Origin of the sequence: Acuticoccus mangrovi (assembly GCF_016411865.1) — a bacterium.
GTDB classification, from domain to species: Bacteria; Pseudomonadota; Alphaproteobacteria; order Rhizobiales; family Amorphaceae; genus Acuticoccus; species Acuticoccus mangrovi.
In genome coordinates, this window is sequence record NZ_JAEKJA010000006.1 from 97278 (window position 1) to 123934 (window position 26657).

Here is a 26657-nt window from a genome sequence, read left to right on the forward strand (position 1 = left end):
CGGGTTGCGTCCCACGGCGATGGTCGCACCCTGTGACGGGGTGGAGACGACGGGGGGCCGACGCAGTCGCGCGGCGTCGAGATAGGGGGGAATGCCGCAGCGCCATGACGGCCGGACGCGGACGATGGGAGGCCGGCGGCGGCGCAGTCGATCGGAGCCGATCGCTGTTGTTCAGCTTCGAGGGCAGGGCGATGGCCGGCCTCGAAGGGGACACCGTCGCCTCCGCCCTCCTGGCGAACGGCGAGCGCGTTCTCGGCGTCGGCCCGCGCGGGCGTCCGCTCGGCATCCTGGACGACACGCCTTTCGACCCGGGCATGGTGGTGACGGCCGAGGGAGCGCCGCTCGCCGTCGGGCGCCCGCTGTGCGAGGGCGTCGCGCTGGCGCGTGCCCCTCGGCCGCGACCCTCGGGGCCACGCGCGCTCGGCCTCGGCGGGCGGCTCGGCACCGCGCTGCGGCGGTTCGGCCAGCGGCCGGCGCCTGCCGAGGGGGTGCCCGTCTCGCCGCACGAGCATGCCCATCTCCATACCGACGTGCTGGTCATCGGCGCCGGCCCCGCCGGCCTCATGGCGGCGCTGGAGGCGGCGCGCGCCGGGGCTCGTGTGGTGCTGAGCGAGGCACAGCGGGATGTCGGCGGCTGGCTCACGGCGGTTCCCTCGACCACTCGGCTCGACGCGCTGGCGCCCGACGCATTCATCGCCCGCACGCTCGGCTCGCTGCGTCAGCTCGAGGCTCGCCTTCTTCTGGGTGCCGTCGCGATCGAGGGGGCCACGGAGGGCGTGGTGACGCTCGCCGAGCCCATGGGCGCGGCGGCGACGCTCACCCGGCTGTGGCACGTCCACGCCCGCGAGGTGATCCTCGCCACCGGGCTCGCCGAGCGCATGCTCGCCTTTCGCGGCAACGATCGCCCCGGGGTGATGCGGGCGTCGGCGGTCGCGCGGTTCGCCCGTCGCTTCGGCGTGCGGGCCGGCACCGAGGCGGTGCTGATCACCAGCGGCGGCCCCGCCGACGACGTCGCCGCGACGATGGCCGAGGCCGGCATCGCCGTGGTGGCGACGGTGGACGTCGCCGCGCCGCGCGAGCGCGTGATGCGCGTGGTGGGCCGGCAGGGTGTGGAGGGGGTCGAGATCGCCGCCGCGGGGCGGGCGCGGCTCGTCCGCTGCGACCTCGTCGCCGTTGCGGGCGGGGTCGTGCCGCGGACGATCCCCGGCCCGGGGAGCGGCGAGGAGCGGGGCGGATGGCGCCGCGTCGGTGGCGCGGCGGGCGTGCTCGACCTCGCCGAGGCGCTGGAGGCCGGCGCCGCCGCCGGCCGGGCCGCCGCATCCGGCGACGGCGTGGCGCGACGCATCTCCGTCGCGGGGGCCGGGCGCTGCGCTGCGGGACCCGAGCCCGCGATCGTCGCTCGGGCCGACGTCTTCCTCGACACGCGCCGCACCCTGACGGCAGCCGACATCCGCCGGGCGCGCGATCCGGCGGCGATCCTCGCTGCGGCGGGGCCCGGCGAGAAGGGCTTGATCGCCGCGGCTCTCGGTGGCCGGGCCGCCTCGCTCCTCGCCGAGGCGGAGCGACGGCAGGCGATGCCGCTTGCCGAGCCGGCGGTGGCGCCGGTGGTGACGCGCGTGCGGCGCTCACCGGTGCATGCGGCGCACCGGGAGGCGGGCGCAGTGTTCGAGCACCACCATGGCTGGGCGCGCCCCGTCGCCTTCCCGCACGCGGGAGAAGGGCCGGCGGACGCGGCCTGCCGCGAGGCGCTCGCCGCACGCGAGGCGGCGGCTCTCTTCGATGCGAGCGGCCTCGGCCGCGTCCTCGCCGCCGGTCCGAGCCTCGCCGACGCGCTCCGCCGGCTTTCCGGGAGCACCGAGCCCGTCGACCCCGCAGTGCATCGCCTGTTGCCGGCGATCGGCGAGGACGGGTGCGTCCTCGATGCGCTGCAGCTCGTGCCGGCGGGGGAGGGCGTCCACCTCGTGGGCCGCGGTCCGGCGGACGCGGTGATTGCGCGCTTGATCGCCATCGATCCGGAGCTCCTCGTCGCCGACATCACCGATGTGGCGACGCCCTTCGTGCTGCACGGACCGCAGAGCGCCGTCGTGCTCGATGCCGTGCTCGACGCGCCGCTGGTGGAGGGCGTGCGCAGCGTCGGCCGGGCGCGGGCGACGCTCGGCGGGGTCGACGTGCACATCACGCCGGAGCGCGAGCTCGGCGGCGCCGGCTTCCGCATCGACGTGCCGACGCCCTTTGCGGCGGCGGCGTGGGTCCGCCTCGCCAACGCCGCGTGGTCGGCCGGGGGCAGCATCGCGGGGTGGGGCGCGGCCCGCATTCTCGGGGTCGAGGCGGGGCGGGCGCCGCTGGCCGCGGCGACGGCGGCCAAGGCCTCGGCGGCCGAGCTGGGATTGGGGCTCCTGTCGAGCGACGTGCGGCGGCTCCTCGTCGGGCTGGAGCCACTCGGCGCGGCGGCGCCCTCCGTTGGGGCGCGGCTCGTCGCGACCCGTCGTCGGGCGCAGAAGACGGTGGCGCTCGGCGAGGTGATCGCCAGCGAGCGCTCGCTGTTCCTCCGCCGCGGGGTGGCGTTGGCGTTGATGACGCGCGGCGCGGCGCGGATGGGTGACGTGCTCTATGCCGTCGACGGGCGCTCCACCACCGCGGTCCGCGTCGGCCCGCCCTCGGCGCTCACGGGGTGAGGCGATGATCGTGCCGCTCGTTTCGACCTCGCCTCTCGGCGGTCTCGACCTCGCCGCGCGCGACGGCAGCATCGCGCTCCGCGAGGCCGGTCCGTTCGCCTACCTCCTGCTGCGGATGCGCCAAGGCGACAAGGCGGCGACCGCGCAGGCCCTCGGCGTCGATCTGCCCGACCCGGGCGCCGGTAGCCTCGCCCGGCCGACGCGGGGACCGGCTCGTGGCGGCGATCTCGGTCTCCTGCGCTGCGGCGTCGACGATCTGCTCATCCGCACCGGCCCGGCGCGGGCGAGCGCGGTGGTCGCCGAGATCGCGAGCGCCCTCGCGGCGACGCCGCACCTCCTGGTGGATCTCTCCGACGCCCTCGTCACCATGGTGTTGAGCGGGGCGGCGATGGAGACGGCGCTCGGCCGCGTGACCGAGCTCGACCTCAGGATGCTGGTGCCGGGCCGGGTGGTGGAGGCGACGCTGTCGGGTGCGCCGGCGAGGCTCTGGTGCTCGGCGCCGGCGCGCCTGGAGATCGTGGCGGCGAGCTCCGACGCACGGCATATCGGGATGGCGCTCGCCGCGGCGGGGCGGCCGCTCGGGCTCCCCGAGGGCCCCAGCGAGCCCGACATCCCCTGGCATCCGCCCGGCAGCGGCCCGCGCTGACGCCAACGCCCGCTTTGCGGCAAAGCGGGCGCCCGAGGGGAGATCGGAGACGGCGGCGGCGGTCTAGGCGGCCTTCGCCGCCTTGACCTTGGCATCCTCGCGCAAGGAGAGGGCCTTTTCGAGGAGGCAGGCGTCGGACACGACGCACAACCGCTCCGACGGGCAGAGCCAGCCGGTAAACTCCTCGAGGGTCGAGGCTTCCCCGAGCTTCACGGTGGCGAGGGCGCTGTTGGTGTCGAACTCGCCGCGCGGGCGGCCGCTCGCGGGTGTGAGGCCCTGGATGTGGGAGCGCAGGAGGTGCGGATCGTCGGCGAGGGCGAGGAGGGCGTCGCGCGGCGGCTCTGCGGGGAAGCGCGCGGCGAGCCGGCGGGCGGTCCGCAGGATCGTGGGGGGCCGGCTCTCCTGCGGCGTCAGCATGACGTAGCCCTTGCGCAGCTTGCGGCCGAGCCATTCCGATCCCACGAACTTGGAGATCGGCACGGCGAAGACGAGGGCGAGGAGGGTCGGCGACATCCAGAGTGCGAGCGCCGGCGAGTGCATTAGCGCCACCACGCCGAGGCCGATGCCGACGAGGACATGCAGCATGTGGAACTGCGCCGCCGAGCGCCAGGGGATCACCCCGCCGCGCCGCGCCTGCGGCATCCACCCGACCGCGCGGCCGAGAAGGATCGAGGTGACGATGCCGGTCTGCGCCAGCATCATGATCGGTGCGATGAGGGTGGAGATGACGAGCTCCACCACCGTGCCCTCAGTGACGCCGACCACGCCGCCCGAGCCCTTGCGCACCGAGCGCACCAGGAGGGCGCGAACGAAGCCCACCGCCTTCGGCAGCAGCAGCACGGCGAGCGAGATGAGAAAGAGGTTGATCATCCGCTCGGTGTCGAACGCCGGCCAGGTGGGGAAGAGGGCGAAGTTCTTCGGAAAATATTCGGGACGGATGACGGTCGCCTGCACCGCGAGGGCGATGCCGACGAGGATCAGGAACAGCCACACCGGGCTCATCAGATAGGACAGGATGCCGATGAGGAGGTGGGCCCGGTTGACGGTCTTGATGCCGGCGGCGGGCAGGATGCGGGCGTGCTGAAGGTTGCCCTGGGCCCAGCGGCGGTCGCGCTTGATGAGGCCGAAGAGGTCCGTCGGCGCCCCCTCGTAGGAGCCGATGATGTCCGGCCGCATGGTGACGCTCCATCCGGCGCGGCGGATGAGGGCGGCCTCCACGAAATCGTGGCTGAGGATGGTGCCACCGAAGGGCGGCTTGCCGGGAAGCTGCGGCAGTCCCGCCGCCTCGGCGAAGGCCACCATGCGGATGATGGCGTTGTGACCCCAATAGTTGCCGTCCTCGCCCTGCCAGGCGGCGACGCCCTCGGCGACCACGGGGCCGGTGATGGTGTTGGCGAACTGCTGGGCGCGGGCGAAGGGGGTCGTCGCGCCGATGAGGACCGGCGTCGTCTGGATGATGCCGGCGTCGGGATCGGCGACCATCGCGTCGCGCAGGCCGACGAGGCACTCGCCGGTCATCAGGCTGTCGGCGTCGAGCACGACCATGTGGTCGTAGCGGCCACCCCAACGGCGCACGAAGTCGGCGACGTTGCCGGCCTTGCGGTGGACGTTCTCGCGCCGGCGCCGATACCAGACGCAGGTGGCGCCGGCGAGCTCGCGCAGCGTCGCGAGGGCGCGCTCCTCGGCGATCCAGGTTTCGGCGTTGGTGGTGTCGGAAAGGATGAAGACTTCGAAGTTGCTGCGTTCCGCGTCCGGCAGATCCTCGATCATGGCGGCGAGGGCGGAGAAGGTGTCGCGCGGATCCTCGTTGTAGACGGGCATGATGATGGCGGTGCGGCCGGGCGGACCCTTGGGCGCATCGCCCGATCGAGCGTTGATCGGGAACAGCAGGCCGACGATCGCGTTTCCAGCTGAGAAGGCGATCCAGGCGAAGGCCACGGCGAACACGCCGACGAGCACCCACTCGAGGGCCGCCATGCCGCCGACCGAGGCGACGGCGTGCATCTCGGTGACCGCGAAGATGGTCCCGGCGAGGGTGACGAGCAGCAGAATCGTACGCGCGGCGATGGTGGCGAGGGAGGGGCCACGGGCCCGGCGGCGCCGGGCGGAACTATTCTTGGGCGGAGCGATGTCGAGCGACTGCTCCGGCATGGAGAGAGGGGAAGAGGGCGGCGTGTAGCTCAGCTGGTCCATCTGAACACCCAGCGTTCTCCTGCAGGGCCTTGTGGGGTGTTAAGCGTCAAGCGCAGTTCGCTGCTCTCGGCGCCGTCGGTATCCAGCTCGAAGCTGGTACGCAGCACATCGGGCTCCGGAGTGGGGTAGAAGGTGATGTTCACCGCCTTCCCCGCAGAGCACTCCACATCAACGGAGATCCCGTCGATTGGTTGCCCGTTCATCGCAAAATCGATCACAAAAAGTCGTCGAGTGCCGTGAAAGTTCTGCCCCTGCCGGGTCGCAATGACACGCGGACCTTGCGTGACGGCTGCGGCGGCGCTGTCCCAATGGATACGATAGGTCAGGCTGAACGGTTCGCCAGCAATAATTGGTTGGTTGGGTTGCCAATAGGTAACGATGTTGTCGTTGGTTTCGTTCTCCGTCGGAATCTCGAAGAGGACCACCGCGCCGCCGCCCCAGTCGCCGATGGGTTCGACCCAGGCGGTCGGGCGCGTCTCGTAGCGCGCCTCGGCGTCCTGATAGTCCGAATAGTGGCGCTTGCGCTGGACGAGGCCGAAGCCGCGCGGAGTGGAATCGACGAAGGCCGAGACCTGGAGCCGCTGCGGGTTCATGATCGGCCGCCACAGCCACTCCCCGGCGCCGGTGAAGATCGATAGCCCGCCCGAATCGTGCACCGCGTCGCGATAGTCGTCGAAGGCGTGGCGGTTGATGGCGTCGAACAGGAACATCGAGGAGAAGGGGGCGAAGCCCACCGTCTTGATGTCGGTGCGGGGAAAGAGGGTGAGCTCGACGTCGGTGACGGTGGCGTCGCCCGGCCGGATGGTGATGCGGTAGGCGCCGGTGGTGGACGGCGAATCGAGGAGCGCATGCACCACCACCGCCTTCGCCCCCTCCGGCGGGCGCTCGATCCAGAACGAGCGGAACACCGGGAATTCCTCGCCCGTCGGCCGGCCGGTGTTGATGGCGAGGCCGCGGGCGGACAGGCCGTAGTTCTCGCCGGCGCCGACGGCGCGGAAGTAGCTCGCGCCCTGGAACACGGCGAACTCGTCGAGCACGCCGGGCTGGTTGAGCTCGGAGCGGAGGCGGAAGCCTGAAAAGGGAATATTTCCTTCCGGCACGACCGTCGCCGCCGGCGGGCGGAAAACGAACATTTCCCGGTCGAAGATGATCCGCTGAGCCTGGTCGCCGTTGACGTACCAGAGGTCGACCGGCTGGTTGTAGACGAAACCGGCAAGGAGCGGATCAAAATAGAAGCGGTTTGCCGGCGAAAGAGGCATCGGCCAGTCGGGGCCCGGCTGCATGGCGCGGTACGCGTCGTAACCCATGGCGGTCAATTCGTCTGACACCTCGCCGCGGCGGTCCTGGAAGGGCTGCTCCGACAGGGCGCGCGCCGCGGCGGCGAGGCGGGCGCGGGAGAACGGCACGGTCTCACCGAACACGCTCGCCTCGGCGCTGCCGATCAAGGCCAGCTGTGAACCAATTCCCAGCGCAGATGCGGTGGCCGTCGCCGCCGCTCCCGCCAGAAGGTGCCGTCTGGCCAATGACATTCGCCGGTCTCCTATCCTAGTACCCACGGTGTTTCGATCGTCCCGAAGCGGGCCGCGGCGCGCTCCGCTGGCCGGTGAGGATCAGTTTTTACCGTTGCACTACAGCAATGTGTGTGCCGCACTGAACAATCCTTAGCCTGCGAATGCGGACTGAATGTGCGCAACTAGCGGCGCGTCCGCGGCGGGCATCTCGAATGTGGACAACGCGGCCGGGTCGACGAACCGCACCGCGGCCACTTCGCGCGGCGTCGGATCGCCGCCCCAGGCGCGACATATATAGAGCGGCATGAGGAGATGAAATGCCTCATAGCCGTGACTGGCGAAGGTGAGGGGGATCAGGTCGCGTTCGGCGGCGTCGATGCCGAGCTCCTCGTCGAGCTCGCGACAGAGTGCCGCTTCCGGGGTTTCCCCGGCTTCGACCTTGCCGCCGGGAAACTCCCACATTCCGGCCATCGACTTGCCGGCCGGGCGCTGGGTGATGAGGATGCGTCCGGCCTCGTCGACGAGGGCCGCGGCGACGACGAGAAGCAGTTTCCCCGTCATGTGGGGGCCGTCAGGTTCGATAGTCGCCGTTGATGGCGACGTAGGCTTTCGTCAAGTCGCATGTCCAGACCGTATTGGTGCCCGAGCCGAGCCCGAGGTCCACCTTGATGGTGATCTCCGGCTTGCGCATGACGGCGGAGACCACCTCTTCGGAATAGGCCGGGTCGCGCTCGCCGTCGACGGCGACGCGCACGTTGCCGAACCAGATGGCGAGGCGATCGCGGTCGGCGGGCTCACCCGCCTTGCCCACGGCCATGACGACGCGGCCCCAGTTGGCGTCCTCGCCGGCGATGGCGGTCTTCACCAGCGGCGAGTCGGCAATGGTGCGGGCGATCTTCTCGGCCGAGCTGTCGCTCTCGGCGCCCGCCACGGTCACCGCCACGAATTTCGTGCAGCCCTCGCCGTCCTTCACCACGAGATGGGCGAGCTCCAGGAGGAGATCGTCGAGCGCGTCGGCGAACGGGCCGGCGACGTCGGTGATCAGCACGTCGGCGGTGCCGGTGGCGAAGGCGATCACCGTGTCGGAGGTGGAAGTGTCGGAATCGACGGTGATCTTGTTGAAGCTCTTGGCGACGCCGTTCGACAGCATCGCCTTCAGGACGTCGGCCGGAATGTCGGCGTCGGTGGCGACGAAGGAGAGCATCGTCGCCATGTCCGGCGCGATCATGCCCGAGCCCTTGGCGATGCCGTTGATGGTGATCGTCTTGCCGCCGATCTCCACGCTGCGGCTCGCCGCCTTGGGATAGGTGTCGGTGGTCATGATGGCGCGGGCGGCATCATCCCAGCCCTCGGGGGAGAGGGAGCCGACGAGCTCGTCCATCACGGCGGCGAACTTCTCGGTCTGGAGCGGTTCGCCGATCACGCCGGTGGAGGCGAGCATCACCTCCTCCGGCGCGATGCCGAGCGCCTGCGCCACCATGTCGGCCGAGGCCTTGGTGGCGGCGCGGCCCTTCATCCCCGTGAAGGCGTTGGCGTTGCCCGAGTTGACGAGCAGCGCCCGCGCCTTGCCGTCTACGATGTTGGCGCGGCACCAGTCCACCGCCGCCGAGGCGCAGCGGGACGTGGTGAACACGCCCGCCACCGTGGTGGCCTCCGCGAAGGCCATCAGCAGGACGTCCCTTCGCCCCTTGACCTTGATCCCGGCCATGGCGGTTGCGATCGCGACACCGTCGAGAGCCGGCGGGTCGAAGGGGATGACGGGGGCGAAGGGGGATGGGGTCATTGGGCGTCTTGAGGGGTCGTGCGTTCGATGGTCGCATTCTCTTTAAGCCGTGCGACCTCCTGAACATAGGCCTCACGTGTCATGATTTGGCGAATCTGATCCTTGACCTGATCATAGGGGGGGATTTCGGCGATCCGTTTGTCGTCCAGTTTGATGATGTGCCAGCCGAACTGCGACTTCACCGGCTCCGTCGTCACCTCGCCGGGCTCCAAGGCGAAGGCCGCCGCCTCGAACTCGGGGACCATCTGCCCCTTGCCGAAGAAGCCGAGCGAGCCGCCGCGCTGGGCCGAGCCCGGATCCTGGCTGTTCTCCTGGGCGAGCTTGGCGAAGTCGGCGCCGCCCTCGATCTCCTTGATGAGCTCCTTGGCCTTGTCCTCGTCGGACACGAGGATGTGGGAGGCGCTGACCTCCTCGCGCGAGCCCATGTTGGCGACTTCCTCGTCGTAGCGAGCGTGCACCGCGTCCTCGGTGATCTTGGGGTTGATCACCTTGTCCATGTAGATTTCGCGCAGCGCCTGGGTGGTGAGGTAGGCGAGGCGGTGCTGGTAGTCCGGATCCTCGTCGTAGCCGGCCTTCTTCGCCGCGTCGGCGAGGACGTGCATGTCGATGACGAGGTTGGTCACCATCTCCTGGCGCTGCTCGGGGGGAACGCGGCTCATCGTGTCGCCGAGGGTGGCGTAGGCGAAGGCGACGTCGGCCATGGTGACCGGATCGCCGTTGACGGTGGCGACGACATCGGCGGGCTCTTGGGCGAGTGCCGATGTTGTGCCGAGCGCAGCAGCCATCGCCACGACGCCAAAGATACGCTTAAACATGGGTAAGGTCCCTCTTATGGGCGTAGGGCGCCTTGTTTGACATGCCCTCCCGCCAAACATATGTCGGATCGCGCGCGCCAGACAGCAATTTTGCCGCATAGCGCTGGTCGTTGCCGCGCGCCGCTCCGCTTCGACGAAGGAAATTGGATGCTCGGCACCCTGACCAAACGCCTCTTCGGCTCGGCGAACGACCGTCGCGTCAAGGGCTACCGCAGCCGCGTAGACGCAATCAATGCCGCTGAACCCGACTTCGTGCGGCTGTCCGACGCTGAGCTGAAGGCGAAGACCGATGAGTTCCGTGCCGCCCTCGCGGCCGGCAAGACCCTCGACGACATTCTCGTCCCCGCGTTCGCGACCGTTCGCGAGGCCGCCAAGCGCACGCTCGGGCAGCGCCATTTCGATGTGCAGCTGATCGGCGGGATGGTGCTTCACGAAAGTGGCATCGCTGAAATGCGAACCGGTGAGGGCAAGACGCTCGTCGCGACGCTTCCCGTTTATTTGAACGCGCTCGCCGGCAAGGGCGTGCACGTCGTCACGGTGAACGACTATCTCGCCGAGCGCGACGCCGGCTGGATGGGGCGTGTCTACGGCTTCCTCGGCCTGACGACGGGCATCATCGTCCACGGCAAGACCGACGCCGAGCGCAAGGCCGCCTACGCCGCCGACATCACCTACGGCACCAACAACGAGTACGGCTTCGACTATCTGCGCGACAATCTGAAATACGACGTCCGCGCGATGGTCCAGCGCGGCCACAATTTTGCGATCGTCGACGAGGTCGATTCGATCCTCATCGACGAGGCGCGCACGCCGCTGATCATCTCCGGCCCGCTCGAGGATCGCTCCGAGTTCTACAACGCCATCGACACCTTCGTGCCGAAGCTCGAGCCGGACGACTACGAGATCGACGAGAAGCTGCGCACGGCGACCTTCACCGAGGCGGGCAACGAGAAGCTCGAGACGCTGCTCGCCGAGGCGAACCTTCTGAAGGGCGAGTCGCTCTACGACGTCGAGAACGTCTCCGTGGTGCACCACCTGCAGCAGGCGCTTCGTGCCCACAAGCTGTTCCAGCGCGACCGCGACTACATCGTGAAGAGCGGCGAGGTGATCATCATCGACGAGTTCACCGGCCGCATGATGCCGGGCCGCCGCTACGGCGAGGGCCTGCACCAGGCGCTGGAGGCGAAGGAAAAGCAGCCGATCCAGCCGGAGAACCAGACGGTCGCCTCGATCACCTTCCAGAACTATTTCCGCATGTACGACAAGCTCGCCGGCATGACGGGCACCGCCGCCACCGAGGCGGAAGAGTTCATGGACATCTACAAGCTGGACGTGGTGTCGATCCCGACCAACGTGCCGGTGCAGCGCGTCGACGAGGACGACGAGGTCTACCGCACCCAGGACGAGAAATACGCCGCGATCCTGAAGCTGATCCGCGAGGCGCACGAGCGTGGCCAGCCGATCCTCGTCGGCACCACCTCGATCGAGAAATCCGAGCAGCTCGCCGAGCGGCTGAAGAAGGACGGCTTCCGCCAGCGCGACGTGACCGCCGCGGACGCCGCCATCAAGGTCGGCGAGACGTCGAAGGGCGGTAAGCCCACCTTCCAGGTGCTGAACGCCCGCTACCACGAGCAGGAGGCGAAGATCATCGCCCAGGCCGGCGTGCCGGGCGCGATCACCATCGCCACCAACATGGCCGGCCGCGGCACCGACATCCAGCTCGGCGGCAACGCCGAGATGCTGATCGAGGAAGAGCTCGGCCCGATGCCCGAGGAGGGGACCGACCCGGAGCGGGCGGCCAAGGAAGCGGCGATCAACGAGCGCATCGCCGAACTGAGGAAGAAGGCGCTCGAGGCGGGCGGTCTCTTCGTGCTCGCCACCGAACGCCACGAGTCGCGCCGCATCGACAACCAGCTGCGCGGCCGCTCCGGCCGTCAGGGCGACCCGGGCCGCTCGCGCTTCTTCCTGTCGCTGCAGGACGATCTGATGCGCATCTTCGGCTCCGAGCGGATGGACGGCATGCTGCAGCGGCTCGGCCTCGAAGAGGGCGAGGCGATCGTCCACCCCTGGATCAACCGCGCGCTCGAAAAGGCGCAGCAGAAGGTCGAGGCGCGCAACTTCGATCAGCGCAAGAACATCCTCAAGTACGACGACGTGATGAATGACCAGCGCAAGGTCATCTTCGAGCAGCGTCGCGAGCTGATGCTGGACGACCACGTCCGCGATACGATCAACGAGATGCGCTACGACGTGATCGACATGATCGTAGCCAAGCACATCCCCGAGAAGGCCTATCCCGAGCAGTGGGACACCAAGGGCCTCGCCGAGGAGGTGCGCCGGATCTTCGATCTCGACCTGCCGGTGGTGGACTGGGCCCACGAGGAGGGGATCGCCGACGAGGAGATCCGCGAGCGCCTCAAGAAGGCGACCGACGAGGCGGCGGCGCGCAAGGTCGCGAAGTACACCTCGGAGATCTGGCGGCAGGTGGAGAAGTCGGTGCTGCTGCAGACGCTCGACCATCTCTGGCGCGAGCACATTGCGAGCCTCGACCACCTGCGCTCGGTGATCGGCTTCCGCGGCTACGCGCAGCGCGATCCGCTCAACGAGTACAAGACCGAGGCGTTCGAGTTGTTCGAGGCGATGCTGTCGGAGCTGCGCATCGCCGTGACGGCGCAGCTCGCCCGCATCGAGATCCAGGCCGCGCCGCCCCAGCCGGAGCAGCCGGAGGACATCGACAGCTTCGCCCCCCACCATCTCGATCCGACGACGGGCGACGACGAGTTCAGCACCGCCGAGCCGGCCTACGCCGAGCCTGCCGCCGATGGCGACGTGGCGGTCGCGGAGCCGGCGACGCGCACGCGCAAGCCGCCCGCGCGCGACCCCAACAACCCCGCCACCTGGGGCAAGGTGAGCCGCAACGAGCTCTGCCCCTGCGGCTCCGGCAAGAAATACAAGCACTGCCACGGCCGCGCCGTGTGAGGAGAGCGGGGGATGCCCGTGACGCCTTCCCCCGCTTTTCTGACGCTCGTCGGCGAGCTGGAAGAATATCTCGCCATCGCCTCGCTCGAGGACGAGCCCATCGCGGACGCCCTCGCCACGGTCTGCGACCGACTGCGCGAAGGCGGCCTGCCCGTCGCGAGGGTGATGGTCGTCTGGCGCCTCCTCAATCCGCTCTATTTCAGCCAGAGCATCATGTGGCGCCTGGGCCACGGCACCGTGAGCGAGCGCTACCGCCACGACGAGGGTGAGGCCAGCGAGGCGTTCATGCGCTCGCCGCTGCGCTATGTGCTCGAGCACGGCGTCGACACCTTGCGCTACCGGCTCGACGCGACGACGGCGCCGCGTCAGTTCCCGATCTTCGACGAGCTCGCCGGCGACGGCTACACCGACTATCTGTCGATGCTGGTGGGCTTCGGGCGCGGTCACCGGAAGCGCGAGCCGGGCGCGGGCTGTATCATCTCGGTGTGCTCCGACGCGCCGGGCGGCTTCGGCGAGGACCACGTCGCGGTGCTCCAGCGGCTGCGCTACATGCTCGCCCTCGCGATCCGCTCCGCCGTTCAGAACGACATGCGCTACTCGATGGCCGTGACCTATCTCGGTCGCACCGCCGGTCAGAGGGTGATGTCGGGGCAGATCCTGCGCGGCGGCTCCGAGGCGCTCGACGCGGTCGTCTGGTACTGCGACCTGCGCGGCTCGACCGCCCTTTGCGAGCGGCTCGGCATGGCCTGCTACATTCCGCTCCTCAACGACTTCTTCTCCGCCACGGCCGGCCCGGTGGCGGAAGCGGGCGGGGAGATCCTGGACTTCGTGGGCGATGCGGTGTTCGCCATCTTCCCGCTCGGCGAGGAGGGCCTCGCCAACGCGCTCGAGGCGACGTGCCAGGTGATGCTGCAGCTGGAGGCGTTCCGCTGCGCCCATGCCGCCGATCTCGGGGGGCGGCAGTCGCTGGCCGAGATCGCCGGCATCGCGATGGACGTCGGGACGCTGATGTACGGCAATATCGGCATCGCCGAGCGGCTCACCTTCTCCGTCGTCGGACCGACCGCCAACCGCGTCAGCCGGCTGGAGCGGCTGACCAAGGTGCTCGGCGAGCCGGTGATCGGCACCCACGCCATCGCGTCCGGCCACCCCGAGGAGTGGCGCTCGCTGGGCTCGTTCGACCTCGACGGCGTCGCCGAGCCGCAGGAGCTCTTTGCGCCGAGGGACTATGGCGCGATGCTCGCCTCCGCCGTCGGCGACGTGGTGCCGAAGGAGGAGCCGCGCTCGAGGATGCGGCTCGCCTGACGGTCAGCAGTCGAGCGTCGTCTCTCGCTCCCACTCCGTCAGGTGATGGCAGTAGGCGTTCCACTCCGCCTGCTTCAGTTTCAGATAGGCGGGCACCACCGGGCCGAGACCGTCGGTGAGCGCGGCGGAGGCTTCGAGCGCGCGCAGCGCGTCGAGGAGGTTGAGCGGCAGCGTTTTCACGCCGCTGACGGTGTGGCCTTCGGTGTACATGTTGATATCGAGCGGCGCGCCGGGATCGCGGCTGTTGGCGATGCCGTCGAGCCCCGCGGCGAGGATCACGGCCTGCAGGAGGTAGGGGTTGGCGGCGCCGTCGGCGAGGCGCAGCTCGAAGCGGCCCCCCTCGGGGATGCGGATCATGTGCGTGCGGTTGTTGCCCGACCAGGTGACGCTCGACGGCGACCAGGTGGCGCCGGAAAGGGTCGCCGGAGCGTTGATGCGCTTATAGGAGTTCACGGTGGGGTTGGCGATCGCCGTCAGCGCCTCGGCGGAGTGCAGGAGGCCGCCGAGGAAGGCGCGCGCGGTGGCCGAGATCCCCAGCGGGTCGGCCTCGTCGGCGGTCACGCAGGTCTCGCCGCGCCACAGTGAGACGTGGGCGTGACAGCCGTTGCCGGTGAGGTTGGTGAAGGGCTTCGGCATGAAGGTCGCCCGCAGCCCGTGCTTCTCCGCGATCGCCTTCACCATGTACTTGAAGAAGGCGTGGCGGTCGGCGGTGACGAGGGCGTCGGCATAGTCCCAGTTCATCTCGAACTGGCCGTTGGCGTCCTCGTGGTCGCTCTGGTAGGGGCCCCAGCCGAGCGCCTGCATCGCCTCCGAGATCTCGGCGATCACGTCGAAGCGGCGCATGAGGGAGGACTGATCGTAGCAGGGCTTGGCCTGGAAGTCGCGCGGGTCGGAGACGGCCGACGCGTCGGGCGCGATGAGGAAGAACTCGCACTCGACGCCCGACTTCATGGTGAAGCCGGCGCTCTCGGCGGCCTCCAGCACCCGGCGCAGGGTGTGGCGGGGCGAGGCGGCGACGGCCTCGCCCTCCATGTAGAGATCGGCGGCGACCCAGCCCACCTCGGGCTTCCACGGCAGCTGGATGAGGGTGGAGGCGTCGGGGACGGCGAACATGTCGGGGTCCGCCGGCGTCATGTCGAGCCAGGTGGCGAACCCCGCGAAGCCCGCACCGGACTTCGCCATCGCACCGATCGCCGAGGCGGGGACGAGCTTGGCGCGCTGGGTGCCGAAGAGGTCGGTGTAGGAGATGAGGAAGTGGCGGATGCCCTTCTCCCGCGCCGCCGCTTCAAGGTCCGTCGTCATCAAGTGGCTCCGTTCTGATCGCTCCAGGTGATGGACGACAGGCAAGATCGGGGCCGGGCGAGGCGCGCGCCGCGGGTGCGGCGCGCCGACGGCTCAGACGGTGGCGGCGCCGTGGTTCACCACCACCTTGGAGCCCACCGGGACGCGCTCGTAGAGGTCGATCACGTCGGTATTGAGCATGCGGATGCAGCCCGACGACATGGCTTGACCGATGGAGCGCGGGTTGTTGGTGCCGTGGAGGCGGTAGAGCGTGTCGCGGTTGCCCTTGTAGAGGTAGAGCGCGCGCGCGCCGAGCGGGTTCGACGGGCCACCCGGCATACCGCTCGCATATTTCTTCAGATCGGGCTCGCGGCGGATCATGTTGGACGGCGGCGTCCAGGTCGGCCACTCGGACTTGCGACCGACCCGTGCCTGGCCGCCCCACGAGAAGCCCTCGCGGCCGACGCCGATGCCGTAGCGGATGGCGGTGCTGTCGTCGACGATGAGGTAGAGGTGGCGATTGGCCGTGTCGACCACGATGGTGCCCGGCGCATATTTGCCGGAGTGGTCGACATACTGGCGGTGGAACTCCTTCGGGATCGAGTCCATGTCGACGCGGGGAAGGGTGAAGGCCTCCTTGTCGGGCGCCCCGAGCTGCGGCACCGGGCGGTAGCCGAGCGTCGCTGCCTGGAAGCTGCCGCCATCGGCGACGCAACCGGCGAGCGCAGCCGTCGCCCCCGCCGCACCCAGCACGCAGAAGGCGCGGCGGCTTAATGAATTGTTCGTCTCCGTCATATCCTCTGTTCCTTAGGGACGAGGCCTCGATCCCGATGCGCATGTGCAGGCGCTCGGGCGATGGCTTCGTGCGTCACCGACCATGTTGGATAGAAGCATCAACTCGAGGGCGTAGGTGGGCTGATCAAGGCTTCGTGAGCCGAACCGCCAGCGCATCCGCGGGAGGTGTGTTCTCGCTACAACGAAAACGCCCGGAAACCGGCCGAAACTAACCGCCTGCGGTCCTGTTTCGAGCCTCAGCCGCCGAGCACGTCGCGGGCGATGATCATCCGCTGGATCTCGCTCGTGCCCTCGTAGATGGTCGTGATCCGCACGTCGCGCGTGTACCGCTCCACCGGATGGTCGGTGAGGTAGCCGGCCCCGCCGTGGAGCTGGAGGGCGAGGTAGGTGACGCGCTGGGCGGCCTCGGTGGAATAGAGCTTCGCCATCGATGCGGCGCGGGCGTAGGGCAGGCCGGCGTCCTTGAGCCGCGCGGCTTCCAGGATCAGGAGGCGGGCGGCCTCGAGCTCGGTGGCCGCATCGGCGATCATCCACTGCGGCCCTTGCATGGCGGCAATGGGGGCGCCGAACTGCTCGCGCTCCTTGGCGTAGGCGATCGCCGCCTCGAGCGCGGCGCGGGCGATGCCGCGGGCGAGGGAGGCGATGCCGATGCGTCCGCCCGCCAGCTCGCCGACGGCGATGCGGAAGCCGGCATTCTGCGCCCCGAGCATCGCTGAGGCCGGCACGCGGCAGTCCTCCAGGGTGACGATGTTGGTCGCCGAGCCGTGCTGGCCGAGCTTCTGCTCCCGCTTTCCGATGACGAGGCCGGGGGTGCCGGCCTCCACGAGGAAGCACGAGATGCCCCGCCCCTTGGGCGCGTCGGGATCGGTGACGGCCCACACCACGAACACCCCGGCATATTCGGCGGAGGTGATGTAGAGCTTGGTGCCGTTGAGGACGTAGTCGTCGCCATCGCGCACGGCGCGGGTGCGCATGCCGGCGGGATCGGAGCCCGCCCCGGCCTCGGTGAGGCAGAAGGCGCCGGCGGGATAGGTGCCGTCGGCGAGCTTCGGCAGATAGGCTTCTTTTTGCGCCTCGCTTCCCACCGCGGCGATGATCTCGCCCACCATGTTGGTGACGGACACGGTGACGGCGGTCGAGGCGCAGGCCTTGGCGAGCTCCTCCACGACGCGGGCGAAGGCGACGGCGCCGGCCTCGGTGCCGCCATAGGCCGCCGGCACGTTGATCGCCATGAAGCCGTTGTCGGCGAGGCGCTTGAGGTTGGCGAGGAAGCCTTCGAGGGCGCCTTCGCGGCCCCGGTCCAGCGTCTCGGCGAAGGGGGCGAGATGCTCCGCCGCGATCCGCGCCGCAGCGTCGGCGATCATGGTGATCTCGTCGTCCATCCGGGCCCCCAGTGCGCTGAGCGGGGATCCGACGCCCTATGGTGCACCTTCTCCCGTGACGACGAAGGGCCCCGCGGAGGGGCCCTTGTCAAGCGTGCGGGCGCTGTGCCGGTGGCGGCGGGTGCGCCCCGTCAGGCCGCCTTGGCGGTGGCGTCGTTGATCGTCTGCCAGAGAACCGACGGGGTGGCGGGCATGTTCACGTGGGTGACGCCGCAGCCGCGGGAGACGGCGTCGACCACCGCGTTCATCACCGCGCCGCAGGAGCCGATGGAGCCCGCCTCGCCGGCGCCCTTGATGCCGAACGCGTTGTGCTTGGAGGGCACGTTGCGCATCTCGAAGTGGAAGAAGGGAATGTCCTCCGCCCGCGGCATCGCATAGTCGAGGAGGGAGGCGGTGATGAGCTGTCCCTCGTCGTCGTAGACGGTGTGCTCGAGTAGCGCCTGGCCGATGCCCTGCGCCGTGCCGCCGTGCACCTGGCCTTCGAGGAGAACCGGGTTCACCGCCACGCCGTAATCGTCGACGATGACGTAGCGCTCGATCGACACGATGCCCGTCGCCGGGTCGACCACGAGCTCGCAGACATGGGTGCCGTTGGGGAAGGTGGGCTGGTCCTGCTTCACCTGGCCTGCGGCGGAGATCGGCGCGCCGCCGCCGAGATCGCCGAAGGTGACCGAGCGGTCGGTGCCCACCACGCGCACGGCGCCGTCGGAGATCTCGAGGTCCTCGGGGGCGGCCTCCAGCTTGTCGCTCGCGAGCTCCTTGAGCTTGTTGGCGAGCTCGATCGATGCGGCGTCGACGGACGGCAAGCCGAGCGGGATCGAGCGCGAGCCGCCCGTGCCGCCGCCGGTCTTCACCCGGTCGGTGTCGCCCTGGATCACCTCGATCTCGGCCGGATCGATCCCGAGATGCTCGGCGATGATCTGGGTGTAGGCCGTCGCGTGTCCCTGACCGTTCGACTGGGTGCCGATCAGGAGGGTGAGCTTGCCGGTGGTGCCGAGCTGCAGCTCCGCCCGCTCCGAGCCCGGGAAGGCGCACGCCTCGATGTAGGTGGAGAGGCCAATGCCGCGGTAGAGCCCCTTGGCGGCGCTCTCCTTGGCGCGGGCGGCGAAGCCGTCCCAGTCGGCGACCTCGAGGGCGCGGGTCATGTGCCCGTCGAACTCGCCGGTGTCGTAGATGCGGCCCGCCGCCGTGGTGTAGGGCATCTGCTCGGGCTTGACGAAGTTGCGCCGGCGAAGCTCGAGGCGGTCGATGCCCATGACGCGCGCCGCCTCGTCCACCAGGCGCTCGATGGTGTAGGAGGCCTCCGGCCGGCCGGCGCCGCGATAGGCGTCGGTGGGCAGCGTGTTGGTGTAGATGCCCTTGATGGCGCAGTAGAGCGCCGGGATGTCGTAGACGCCGGTCGACATGGTACTGCCGCCGTTCGGGATGTAGGGGCCGAACTGGGCGAGATAGCCGCCCATCGCCGCCTTGAGATCCACGCGCAGGGCGAGGAACTTGCCGCTCTCGTCCATCGCCAGCTCGGCGGTGGTGACGTTGTCGCGGCCCTGGCTGTCGGCGAGGAAGGCCTCGGAGCGGCCGCAGGTCCACTTCACCGGCTTGCCGGTGGCCTTGGCGGCGAGCAGGAGCAGCGGATATTCGACGTAGACGAAGATCTTGGTGCCGAAGCCGCCGCCGACGTCGGGCGTAACCACGCGCAGCTTGGCTTCCTCGATCTTCAGGATTTCCGACAGCACGTTGCGCATGCCGTGGCCACCTTGAGTGGCGGCGGTGAGGGTGAAGCGGTCGGTGGCGGGGTCGTACTCGCCCACCGCGCCGCGCGGCTCCATGTAGTTGGTGACGACGCGGTTGTTGATGAGCTCCAGCTTCGCCACCTTGTGCGCCTTGGCGAAGGCGGCTTCGGTCGCCGCCTTGTCGCCGGTGGCATAGCGGAAGGCGAGGTTGCTGCCGTGCTCGGGCCAGACCAGCGGGGCGCCGTCCTCGAGCGCGGCCTTGGTGTCGGTCACGCAGTCGGTGGAGGCCCAATCGATGTCGATCAGCTCGGCGGCGTCGAGCGCCTCGGCCAGCGTTTCCGCCACCACCATGGCGACGGAGTCGCCCACGTGGCGCACCGTGTCCTTGGCGAGGGCGTAGTGGGTGGGGATCCAGGTCTCGCTGCCGTCCTCCTGCGTGGCGGCGCCGCGGCAGGGAAGGGGGTTCAGCGCCGTGACGTCGTCATGGGTGAGGACGAGCTTGACGCCGGGCGCCTCGCGGGCGGCCTCGATGTCGTTGATCGTGAAGGTTCCCGCCGCGATCGGCGAGCGCACCATCACGGCGTAGAGGGTGCCCTCCGGGCGATAGTCGTCCACATAGTGGCCGTGGCCGGTGATGAACGCCCGATCCTCGACGCGGAGCGCGGATGCGCCCATGCCGAATTTTGCCATCGTCATGTCGTTCATGGAGACAATCCCCGCAAGCTTGAAGTCTGAGGCCCGTGCGGACCGCATGCCAATAGCGGGACACGCGCGCCCCGCCAATGGCGAATGATGGAGGAGAGCGGCGCCGACGGACCCGAGCGGTCCACCGCTGCACCGAGAGACCCAGCGCCCGACGCTACTCCTTTGTGACGAGGTGCGCCAGCAGTTGGCGTGTGGACGAGTCGGCGCTCTTCGGCACCGTCCCGCCCATCACCGCCGGCAACAGCTCGTTGGCAAGTTCCTTGCCAAGTTCCACGCCCCACTGGTCGAACGAGTTGATGCCCCACAGCGCGCCCTCCACGAACACCTTGTGCTCGTAGAAGGCGAGGAGCATGCCGAGGGTGTGCGGGTCGAGCGTGTGGTAGGCGAGGGTGTTGCTGGGGCGGTTGCCCGGAAACACGCGATGCGGGGCGAGGCGCACGGCGTCGGCCTCCGACAGGCCCTTGTCGAGGAGTTGGCGCTTCGCTTCCTCCAGCGTGCGGCCGCGCATCAGCGCCTGGGTCTGGGCGAGGGCGTTGGCGATGAGCTTGGCGTGGTGGTCGCCGAGCGCCTCGTGCGGCTCGGCGGCGATGAGGAAGTCGGCCGGGATCGGATCGGTGCCCTGGTGGAGGAGCTGGTAGAAGGCGTGCTGGCCGTTGGTGCCCGGTTCGCCGAACACCACGGCGCCCGTCGGCCCGGACACCGGGGTGCCGGCGCGGGTCACGCTCTTGCCGTTCGATTCCATGTCCACCTGCTGGAGGTGGGCGGTGAACTCCACGAGGCGCTGGTCGTAGGGCAGCACCGCGTGGGAAGTGTAGCCCCAGAAAGTCCGGTACCAGTGGCCCAACAGCCCCGTGATGAAGGGGATGTTGCTGCGCATCGGCCGCTCGCGGAAATGCGTGTCCGCCGTGGCGCCGCCGGCGAGGAAGGCGCGGAAGTTGCGGCCGCCGACGGCGATCGCCAGCGACAGGCCGATCGCCGACCACACCGAGTAGCGTCCGCCCACCCAGTCCCAGAAGCCGAAGGTGCGCGTTTCGGCGATGCCGAACTCGGCCACCTTGGGCAGCGCCGTGGAGATCGCCGCGAAGTGGGCGCCGACGGACGCCTCGCCGAGCGCTTCCACGATGAAGCGGCGGGCGGTGGCGGCGTTGGTCATCGTCTCCTGGGTGGTGAAGGTCTTGGAGGCGATGAGGAAGAGGGTGCGGGCGGGGTCGAGCCCGGCGAGGGTGTCGGCGATGTCGGCGCCGTCGACGTTGGCGACGAAGTGCACCTTGGGGCCGCCCTCGCGGTAGGGCGAGAGGGCGCGCACCGCCATGCGGGGGCCGAGGTCGGAGCCGCCGATGCCGATGTTGACGACGTCGGTGAACGGCCGCCCGTCGGAGGAGGCGATCTCGCCGGAGCGCACGCCGTCGGCGAAGGCGAGAAAGCGCCCGAGTACGGCGGCGACGTCCTGCGACACGTCGTGCCCGTCGACCCGGAAGGGGCCGGGGTTGCGCAGCGCCACGTGGAGCACCGGGCGGTTCTCGGTGAGATTGATGGCGTCGCCGGCGAACATGCGATCGCGCAGCGCCTCCACCCCCGCGTCGCGGGCGTGGGCGAGGAGGAGCTTCATCGTCTCGTCGGTGATGAGGTTCTTCGAATAGTCGAGCAGGAGGTCGCCCTCCTGCGCGGCGAAGCGCTCGGCCCGGTCGGGATCCGCCGCGAACGCGGCGCGCAGGTGGAAGCTCTCCGCGAGCTCGGTTTGATGGCGGCGCAGGGCTTCGACTGCGGTCATCGGCGGATCCTCAAGCAGCTTTGGATGTCGAGAGGTGAATGCGGTTGGCGGTTTGAAGGTTCTCCCAGAATTGTTTTACGCTCTCCTCCCACGAGAAGCCCAGCGCATAGGCGCGGCATCTGTCGCGGGGGATCTCCAGCGCGGCGAGGCAGGCCTTCTTCAGGTCCTCGTCGAGCGCGCCGGTACCGGAGTCGGCGATCACGTCGAGCGGGCCGGTGGTCGGGAAGGCGGCGACGGGCACGCCGCAGGCGAGCGCCTCCATCTGCACGAGTCCCCAGGTGTCGGTCAGGCTGGGAAACACGAACACGTCGGCGGACGTGTAGCACGCGGTGAGCGCCTCGCCGATGCGCGAGCCCACGAACACGGTGTCCGGATAGCGCGCCTTGAGGGCGGGGAGGGCCGGCCCGTCGCCCACCACCATCTTGGTGCCGGGCAGGTCGAGCTTCAGGAAGGCGTCGATATTCTTCTCCACCGACACGCGCCCCACGTTGAGGAAGATCGGCCGGGGCAGATCGGTGAAGGCGGGCGGAACGTCGGGGTCGAAGGTGACGGTGTCGACGCCGCGCACCCAGCGCATCAGCCGCCGGAAGCCGCGCGCGGCGAGCTCCTTCTCGAGCGTGCCGTTGGACACCATGCAGCCGACGCCGGCGTTGTGGAAGTTGCGCACCATCGCGTAGGAGATCGACAGCGGGATCGGCGCCCGCGCCCGGATATATTCGGGAAAGCGCGTGTGGTAGCTCGTGGTGTAGCCCATGCCGTTGAACTTGCACCAGCGGCGGGCGAGCATGCCGAGCGGGCCTTCGGTGGCGATATGGATGTAGTCCGGCGCCGCCTCGTCGAGCTCGCGATAGACCCGGCTCGGCCGCGTGATGGTGAGGCGGATCTCCGGATAGGTCGGCATCGGCACCGTCTTATAGGCGGCCGGGGTGACCATGGTGACGCCGATGCCGAGCTTTTCGAGCTCCTTGCGCGTGGTGTCGAGGGTGCGCACGACGCCGTTCACCTGCGGATGCCAGGCATCCGTCACGAGGGCGAGACGCGTCATGCAGCTTCCGCGCGCGGATTGGGGGCGGGCGTCGCCGCCGTCTGGTGGCGCAGCCGCGTCCAGTGAATGAGTTCGAACGTCCCGTCCTGAAGCTCGGCCACGGCGCTGCAGCTCTCCACCCAGTCCCCCGTGTTGATGTAGCGCGTCCCATGCGTGTCGTGCATGACCGGATGATGAATGTGGCCACAGATGATGCCGTCGGCACCGCGGCGCTTCGCCTCGGAGGCGAGCGCCTGCTCGAACTGGCCGATGAAGGACACCGCGTTCTTGACCTTCAGCTTGGCCCAGGCCGACAGCGACCAGTAGGTGAGGCCGAGCTTGCGCCGCACGATGTTGACCCAGGTGTTGAGGCTCAACGCCGTGACGTAGGCCCAGTCGCCGAGGAAGGCGAGCCATTTGGCGTGCCGCACCACCACGTCGAACTGGTCACCGTGGATGACGAGGAGGCGCTTGCCGTCGGCGGTCTCGTGGATGGCGGAATCGGCCACCTCCACACCGCCGAAGTGGGTGCCGAGATAGTCCCGCAGAAACTCGTCGTGATTGCCGGGCAGATAGATGATCGACGCCCCCTTGCGGCCCTTGCGCAAGATTTTCTGCACCACGTCGTTGTGAGTCTGCGGCCAATACCACGTTTTTCTAAGGCGCCAGCCGTCGATGATATCGCCGACAAGGTAGATTTTGTCGGCTTCGTGGTATCGGAGGAAATCTAGCAGAAGTTCTGCTTGGCAACCACGGGTGCCAAGGTGAATATCCGACAAGAAGAGCGCGCGAAACCTGCGGACGTTGCCGTCGCCCGCCGCATCCTTTTCCGACATTGATTCTTGCCGCTTGCCTATGTCTGAGGGAGGGCTACCACACTCGTTCCGCCTCTGAACAGCCTATGGATGAACTGGGCGGGGGATGGAGGCGGTGTTGTGGCGGGGGCGATGATCTAGGGTCACACCCCGGGCGAGAGAGCCGGCCGATTGGGGCATCGCCGAAGCCGTGAATGGCCTCTATGAGTGTGTGGCGCCGCCGCCCATAGGTGTGATTGGCTGACTGAAGGGCGCGCGGCGGCTCGCGCGCCGGGAGGACCCATGTTCGACAAGTTGCTCGTCGCCAACCGCGGCGAAATCGCCGTCCGCATCATGAAGACCGCGCGTCGGCTCGGCATCCGCACGGTCGCCGTCTACTCGGAGGCCGACCGGGACGCGATGCACGTGCGTACCGCCGACGAGGCGATCCTCATCGGCCCGGCCGACGCCCGCCGCTCCTATCTCGACAAGGACCGCATCATCGCCGCCGCCCAGGAGGCCGGCGCCGCGGCGATCCACCCGGGCTACGGCTTCCTGTCGGAGAACGCGGCCTTCGCCGAGGCGTGCGCGGCGAGCGGCATCGTCTTCGTCGGCCCGCCCGCCGCGGCGATCCGCGCCATGGGGTCGAAGTCGGAGGCGAAGGCGCTGATGGAGCGCGCCGGCGTTCCGGTGGTACCGGGCTATCACGGCGATCTGCAGGACCCCTCCTTCCTGAAGCGCAAGGCCTACGAGGTGGGCTACCCGGTGCTCATCAAGGCGATCTCCGGCGGCGGCGGCAAGGGCATGCGGCGGGTCGACAAGGCGATCCTCTTCGAGGAAGGGCTCGAGGCGGCCAAGCGCGAGGCGGAATCGGCGTTCGGCGACAGCCGCGTGCTCGTCGAGCGCTTCATCGACAATCCGCGCCATATCGAGGTGCAGGTGTTCGCCGACGCCCACGGGCGCACCGTGTCGCTCCACGAGCGCGACTGCTCGGTGCAGCGCCGCCACCAGAAGGTGATCGAGGAGGCGCCCGCGCCGGGCATGACGCCGGAGCTGCGCGCCGCGATGGGCGCCGCCGCCGTGCGGGCGGCCGAGGCGGTCGGCTATGTCGGCGCCGGCACGGTGGAGTTCATCGTGGAGGGCGGCGAAAGCCTCTCGGCCGATCGCTTCTTCTTCATGGAGATGAACACCCGCCTTCAGGTGGAGCACCCCGTCACCGAGATGGTCACGGGGCTCGATCTCGTCGAATGGCAGCTGCGCGTCGCCGCCGGCGAGCCATTGCCGCTCGACGGCGATCCGCCGGGCCCCGACGGCCACGCCGTGGAGGCCCGCCTTTATGCCGAAGATCCCGACAACGGCTTCATGCCGTCGGCGGGCCGCCTCGTGGCGCTGCGCGTGCCGGAGGACGTGCGCCTCGACAGCGGCGTCGAGGTGGGCGACGCGGTGAGCCCGTTCTACGATCCGATGATCGCGAAGATCATCGTCCACGGCCGCGACCGGGCCGACGCGCTGGCGCGGATGGCGGACGCGCTCGACCGCGCCGTCGCGATCGGCCCCAAGACCAACCTCGCCTTCCTGCGCGCCGTGGTGACGCACGAGGAGGTGCTCGACGCGCGCCACGACACGGGCTTCGTCGACCGCGAGCTCGAGGGGCTGACCGGCGGCTCCGTCAGCCCGCAGGCGATCGCGGACGCCGCGACCTCGCTGATCGCCGCGCCGCCGCCGCCCGTCGCCGGGGCGAACGGCTGGGTGGATCCGTTCGCCGAGAACGACGCCTTCCGCATCACTGGCGACGCGGTCTCCGAAGTCGCGCTCAAGGTGGACGGCGCCGACCGTCTCGCCCGCCTCCGTGCCAGTCCCGACGGCCTCGTCCTGACGGTCGACGGCCTCACCGGACGGGCCGACAGCGACCGGGTGATCGAGGCCGACGGCGACGCCTTCGCCGTGGAGGCGGGGCGGGCGGTGCGCATCTCGGTGGTGGACCAGCTCTCCCGCGTGCTCGAGGCGGAGGAGACCGCCAACAGCGCCGCCGCGCCGATGCACGGCCGCATCGTGGCGATCTTCGTGCGGCCGGGCGAGGTCGTGGGGCGGGACGCCAAGCTCTTCGCCATCGAGGCGATGAAGATGGAGCACACCGTGAAGGCGGCGGCCGAAGCCCGCATCATGGCCGTCCACTTCGCCGCCGGCGATCAGGTGGGCGAAGGGGCGGAGGTGATCACCCTCGGCGCGCCCGACGCCGAGATGCCCGACACCGGAACGGGCCACGCCGAGCCGTTTGCGACCGCCACCCCCGCGATGGCCGACGATGCGCCGGTGACCGCCGCCGACAACGACCTCGCGGCCCCGGAGACGGACGACGCCACGCCGCTGGACGAGGCTGACCTCGGCGCCGGAGAGCCCGAGATCGGCGACGACGACGACGCTCTCGACTTCGGCCCCGAGGAGTCCGCCGACACGGAGGACGGATCCTATGCCGCCGAGCCGACGGGCGAGGGCGACGGCAACCCGTTCCGCGGCGACGCGCTCCTCTACGACGCCGAGCCGCGCGGGGACGACGACGATGCGGGCGAGGCCGATGGGGATGAGGCGGAGGAGCCCGATGGCGGGGACGATCCGCACCGCTAGATCTGGTTCGATGAACTCGCGTGCACCGAACCGGCTCCGGCTTCCTCGTCTGCGCGCGGTCCGGGGCGGAAGACCGGCTCGGCTCTTCCTGGACGCACCGCTCTTGAGGCGCGGATATATTGAGGCGTGGATAGCGGGGATCGCTCACGCCGCCGGCTTGCGCCGACCGCGGCGCGGCGCCATCACATAGCCTATGGCTCTTCACCTTCTGAAGCTTGCGGTCGGTGCCGCCTCGTTCGACGACTTGCGCGCGTGGGCGGAGCGCCAGGCGGCCGAGCACGCCGCCGCGGGGCGCAGTGCGGCCGCCCGCATCACCACGCGCATGGCGCCGAAGCGGGTGGACGAGGTGCTCGACGGCGGCAGCCTCTATTGGGTCATCAAGGGCTCGCTGCAGGCCCGCCAGCGCATCCTCGCCTTCGAGCCCTTCACCGATGCGTCCGGTATCGGACGCATCCACATCGCCCTCCACCCGGAGCTCGTGGCGGTGCGGCCGCGGCCCTCTCGCCCGTTCCAGGGCTGGCGCTATCTGCGCCCGGCGGACGCGCCGGCCGACTGGGCCGTCGGCGAGATCGACGACGCGATCCCGGAGACGATGCGGCGCGATCTGATGGAGCTCTGCCTCCTCTGAACCGCGGTCGGGGGC

18 protein-coding genes are annotated in these 26657 nt (G+C 69.6%); 6 read left to right on the top strand and 12 right to left on the bottom strand.

Features of this window, described 5'->3' with window-relative positions; genetic code table 11:
• Positions 1-167 precede the first annotated feature (167 nt).
• The gene (locus tag JCR33_RS25285) at positions 168-2675 is read left to right on the top strand and encodes an FAD-dependent oxidoreductase (RefSeq protein ID WP_198881616.1); all 2508 of its coding nucleotides are present in this window, start codon (positions 168-170) and stop codon (positions 2673-2675) included.
• A 4-nt stretch (positions 2676-2679) separates the two neighbouring features.
• On the top strand, positions 2680-3321 hold the full coding sequence (locus JCR33_RS08460; protein ID WP_211110162.1) for an aminomethyltransferase family protein: 642 nt from the start codon (positions 2680-2682) through the stop codon (positions 3319-3321).
• A 63-nt stretch (positions 3322-3384) separates the two neighbouring features.
• Here JCR33_RS08460 and mdoH read toward each other — a convergent pair whose 3' ends face one another.
• From mdoH to JCR33_RS08485, 5 genes are all read right to left on the bottom strand, one after another.
• A complete protein-coding gene (gene mdoH, locus JCR33_RS08465; protein WP_198881618.1) occupies positions 3385-5514 on the bottom strand; it encodes a glucans biosynthesis glucosyltransferase MdoH in 2130 nt (709 codons plus the stop codon).
• Positions 5502-6935 carry a glucan biosynthesis protein gene (locus tag JCR33_RS08470; RefSeq protein ID WP_211110163.1) on the bottom strand — a complete coding sequence of 478 codons (1434 nt, stop codon included), beginning with the start codon at positions 6933-6935 and terminating at the stop codon, positions 5502-5504. Before JCR33_RS08470 ends, mdoH begins: the two co-directional genes overlap by 13 nt.
• Positions 6936-7175: 240 nt before the next feature.
• A complete protein-coding gene (locus tag JCR33_RS08475; protein ID WP_198881620.1) occupies positions 7176-7586 on the bottom strand; it encodes a (deoxy)nucleoside triphosphate pyrophosphohydrolase in 411 nt (136 codons plus the stop codon).
• A gap of 10 nt (positions 7587-7596) precedes the next feature.
• Positions 7597-8808, bottom strand: a complete 1212-nt coding sequence (gene argJ / locus JCR33_RS08480; protein WP_198881621.1) for a bifunctional glutamate N-acetyltransferase/amino-acid acetyltransferase ArgJ — start codon at positions 8806-8808, stop codon at positions 7597-7599.
• Positions 8805-9623 carry a peptidylprolyl isomerase gene (locus JCR33_RS08485; protein ID WP_198881622.1) on the bottom strand — a complete coding sequence of 273 codons (819 nt, stop codon included), beginning with the start codon at positions 9621-9623 and terminating at the stop codon, positions 8805-8807. The genes argJ and JCR33_RS08485 overlap by 4 nt, the downstream gene beginning before the upstream one ends.
• 147 nt (positions 9624-9770) lie before the next feature.
• Here JCR33_RS08485 and secA point away from each other — a divergent pair, with 147 nt between their 5' ends.
• Positions 9771-12602 carry a preprotein translocase subunit SecA gene (secA, locus tag JCR33_RS08490; RefSeq protein ID WP_198881623.1) on the top strand — a complete coding sequence of 944 codons (2832 nt, stop codon included), beginning with the start codon at positions 9771-9773 and terminating at the stop codon, positions 12600-12602.
• 12 nt (positions 12603-12614) lie between these two features.
• Positions 12615-13907, top strand: a complete 1293-nt coding sequence (locus JCR33_RS08495; RefSeq protein ID WP_198881624.1) for an adenylate/guanylate cyclase domain-containing protein — start codon at positions 12615-12617, stop codon at positions 13905-13907.
• A 3-nt stretch (positions 13908-13910) separates the two neighbouring features.
• Here JCR33_RS08495 and glnT read toward each other — a convergent pair whose 3' ends face one another.
• The 7 genes from glnT to JCR33_RS08530 form a co-directional block, all read right to left on the bottom strand.
• Positions 13911-15209, bottom strand: a complete 1299-nt coding sequence (gene glnT / locus JCR33_RS08500; RefSeq protein WP_198881625.1) for a type III glutamate--ammonia ligase — start codon at positions 15207-15209, stop codon at positions 13911-13913.
• 93 nt (positions 15210-15302) lie between these two features.
• Positions 15303-15983, bottom strand: coding sequence for a L,D-transpeptidase (locus tag JCR33_RS08505; protein WP_198881626.1), 681 nt, complete (start codon positions 15981-15983; stop codon positions 15303-15305).
• Positions 15984-16219: 236 nt separating this feature from the next.
• Positions 16220-17365, bottom strand: a complete 1146-nt coding sequence (locus tag JCR33_RS08510; RefSeq protein WP_232372444.1) for an acyl-CoA dehydrogenase family protein — start codon at positions 17363-17365, stop codon at positions 16220-16222.
• Between the two features lie 131 nt (positions 17366-17496).
• Positions 17497-19800, bottom strand: a complete 2304-nt coding sequence (locus JCR33_RS08515) for a xanthine dehydrogenase family protein molybdopterin-binding subunit (protein WP_198881627.1) — start codon at positions 19798-19800, stop codon at positions 17497-17499.
• Between the two features lie 154 nt (positions 19801-19954).
• Positions 19955-21571, bottom strand: a complete 1617-nt coding sequence (gene pgi, locus JCR33_RS08520) for a glucose-6-phosphate isomerase (protein WP_198881628.1) — start codon at positions 21569-21571, stop codon at positions 19955-19957.
• A 10-nt stretch (positions 21572-21581) separates the two neighbouring features.
• Complete coding sequence (locus JCR33_RS08525; protein WP_198881629.1) at positions 21582-22616, bottom strand: glycosyltransferase family 4 protein; 1035 nt, start codon at positions 22614-22616, stop codon at positions 21582-21584.
• Entirely contained in the window at positions 22613-23431 is an 819-nt protein-coding gene (locus JCR33_RS08530; RefSeq protein WP_198881630.1) for a UDP-2,3-diacylglucosamine diphosphatase, read from the bottom strand. Before JCR33_RS08530 ends, JCR33_RS08525 begins: the two co-directional genes overlap by 4 nt.
• A gap of 261 nt (positions 23432-23692) precedes the next feature.
• Between JCR33_RS08530 and JCR33_RS08535 the strand changes: the two genes are divergently transcribed.
• Together JCR33_RS08535 and JCR33_RS08540 are read left to right on the top strand one after the other, a co-directional pair.
• Entirely contained in the window at positions 23693-26014 is a 2322-nt protein-coding gene (locus tag JCR33_RS08535; RefSeq protein WP_198881631.1) for an ATP-binding protein, read from the top strand.
• A gap of 193 nt (positions 26015-26207) precedes the next feature.
• The gene (locus JCR33_RS08540) at positions 26208-26642 is read left to right on the top strand and encodes a DUF1489 family protein (protein WP_198881632.1); all 435 of its coding nucleotides are present in this window, start codon (positions 26208-26210) and stop codon (positions 26640-26642) included.
• Positions 26643-26657: the final 15 nt, after the last annotated feature.